The sequence below is a fragment of the Vibrio sp. 1F279 genome, assembly GCF_041439815.1.
Classification (GTDB): domain Bacteria; phylum Pseudomonadota; class Gammaproteobacteria; order Enterobacterales; family Vibrionaceae; genus Vibrio; species Vibrio tasmaniensis_A.
The window spans coordinates 1-1,119 of the sequence record NZ_JBGOOU010000121.1; the positions used below are offsets into that span (position 1 = coordinate 1).

General features: G+C 42.3%; 1 protein-coding gene. It reads right to left on the reverse strand.

Annotation, left to right across the window (positions count from 1 at the left end):
- Positions 1-1,057: ISL3 family transposase (locus tag ACED60_RS25690; RefSeq protein ID WP_371728737.1), on the reverse strand; the 1,057-nt coding region annotated here is incomplete at its 3' end.
- Positions 1,058-1,119: the final 62 nt, after the last annotated feature.

Consider the following 1,119-nt stretch of genomic DNA (forward strand, 5'->3'; position numbering starts at 1 on the left):
TCCCAACTCTTCTCTCCCAAAGCGCATCTGCAAAGTTGATGAGAGATAAGATCCTTGTATTTTTAGCAAGCTGGCACCACGCATCAAGCGCTGCGATCATCAAGTCAAAATTACGTTCATTCCATAAGGCTTGAAGCTGCTCTTTGAGCATATAAATAGTACAAAGTGTCTTATTGCTTTCAAGTAAATCATCCAGCCTATCTGACTGCTTATCGCTTAATTTCGGCGCATTTTTGAGGAGTAAAAATAGCGTCCCCTTAAGCATTTTTTTCTCGTCATGCGTTCCTCTCCTAAACGCTTTATTACGCTCTTTCCTTATCAGAAGAGAGTAGTTCTGCATAACGTGAAACCGGTCAAAAACGATGTCTGCATTCGGAAGAGCCTTTCTCACCGCTGATTGGTAAGATTGACCCATATCCATTGATACCGCTTGGATGCCGTCTCTCGTTTGTGGTGATAATTGTTCAAAAAAGTTGATGAGTACGTTTGAAGTCCGTCCATGATCAACCCAGATAAGTTGTCCTGAAACCAGATCATAAACAACGGTCATATAGTCATGGCCTTTAGCCCTGGCGACTTCATCAACGCCAATATGAACAAGGTTGGTCAACTTCTTAGGCTCTAAAGCGGGCAAGGTAGATAACAGAAATGCTTTATCGATATTTTTCACGGTTTCCCAGCGAATGTCTAAATGCTTAGACACTGCATGGATGCTCATATAGCGGCATAGTCCACTAATAAAGTGACAGAATCTCTTGGTATAGCGACCACCCTTATCAACAAAATCAGTGGCTTCAATCAATCTTCGGCCGAGCTTATCTCTCGTCTGAGCCAGTTCAATTTCTATTACGCAAGGGCGACCACTTACAGGTAAATCTGACAGGCGACGTTGAACATAGTGGTCGACGGTACGCGGTGCTCCAGTCTCAGGGTCAACGACTTTACAGCGTCTGTCTCGCTTGCATTTGACGAGTACTGAATGAGTGCACTCTTCGAGCGTTACAGACTGTACGGATTGACCTTTAAAATTAAATAGAGCGGAAGATAATAACGACAAACTACAACACTAAGATATAAGACAGGAAGTAATTATAAATCAATGCTTTATTGATTTTATTG